This is a genomic window from Rhizobium sp. MHM7A, from assembly GCF_005862215.1.
Lineage (GTDB): Bacteria > Pseudomonadota > Alphaproteobacteria > Rhizobiales > Rhizobiaceae > Rhizobium > Rhizobium bangladeshense.
This window is the reverse complement of sequence record NZ_VCHT01000071.1, coordinates 1-1149: the sequence shown is the minus strand read 5'-3', so window position 1 is coordinate 1149 and position 1149 is coordinate 1. Positions and strand designations below refer to the sequence as shown.

Annotated in this window: 2 protein-coding genes and 1 pseudogene; 2 read left to right on the top strand and 1 reads right to left on the bottom strand. The window is 60.4% G+C overall.

Annotated features, from left to right (window positions below):
- Window positions 1-189: pseudogene (locus tag FFR93_RS40425) on the top strand (Crp/Fnr family transcriptional regulator); the annotation flags it as partial.
- Between the two features lie 55 nt (window positions 190-244).
- Window positions 245-445 carry a heavy-metal-associated domain-containing protein gene (locus FFR93_RS40420; RefSeq protein WP_138397230.1) on the top strand — a complete coding sequence of 67 codons (201 nt, stop codon included), beginning with the start codon at window positions 245-247 and terminating at the stop codon, window positions 443-445.
- Window positions 446-498: 53 nt separating this feature from the next.
- Here FFR93_RS40420 and FFR93_RS40415 read toward each other — a convergent pair.
- A partial coding sequence (locus FFR93_RS40415; RefSeq protein WP_138397229.1) for an adenylate/guanylate cyclase domain-containing protein occupies window positions 499-1149 on the bottom strand: 651 nt, incomplete at its 5' end.

Below are 1149 nucleotides of genomic sequence, written 5' to 3'. Positions count from 1 at the left end.
AAGCGCGCGGAGATCGCCAGCCTGAAGACAGTGGCCGCTCGTCTTGAATCCTGGCTCGCATGGAACGACGGCGAGCTGCCGTTGAAAGGAGAATGGAAGGCGCTGGCCAACGATATCGGCGTATCGCCGGAAGCGCTCTATCGAGAGCTGTCGAAGCGGCGCGGCTCTTTTGTGCAGGATTGCACTTGACCTTCCCATGGTTGGAAACCCCATATCGGGTCAGTTAGACGATTTGGAGACCACCATGTACGAATTCGAAATCCAGAACATGACCTGCGGCCATTGCGCGAGCACGGTGGAGAAGGCGATCAAGACGGCGGACCCGGAAGCTTCCGCCAGCATCGATCTTGCGGCCAGGACTGCGAAGGTTGAGACCAAGGATCCAGCCGCGATCAATACGGCCATTGAGAAAGCGGGTTATCCATCCAGTTTCAGACAGATCTGATTTCGCAGCGGACACCTGGGTTGACAGGCGTTCTGCCCCGAAGTCGCAAACGATCACCTGGGTGACTCATAGGTCTGCGGCGACCGTCGATATGCTTCCTCACAGCGCGGCGAACAAAACCACGGCCCCTCTGGCGCGGCCCGTCTATAGGATGAATACGGTGCATGCATCTTGCACACCGGGTCGATCCAGGCCGGGTCAGCCGACGGAGCAAGCTCTATCTCATAAAGAGGGACTTCTCCGGCCACGGATCTGAGCGCCACCAGTCCGAGGTCTCGCACCAGGATGCCTCTGGCGACAGCCGCCTCGGCAACGGATTGAGTGGCAAGCAATTGACCGGGCGACGCGAGCGCGGCTATTCGTGCGGCGATGTTGACGGTCGATCCAAAGAGATCGCCTGCTCTGCAGGTGACCGGCCCGTGGTTCAGCCCCGCCCGGGTGAGCGGTAGCCGTGGTTCTCTACGGCAGGCCTGCAACAGCGACCCGAGTACCTGGATCGCTGTATCGGGCTCAGGAAACGACAGCATTGCCTCGTCGCCGATCCATTTTATCGGGGGTTCATAGCCGCTGAGGGCGTCACGGACCATGCGCTCGAATACCTCAAGCACGTCAATCGCGGCCGCGTCTCCATACACGTCCGCGATGGCGCTGAATCCTGCAATATCTATGAACGCAACGGTGGCCGGCGCTCGAGCCGGGTCCTG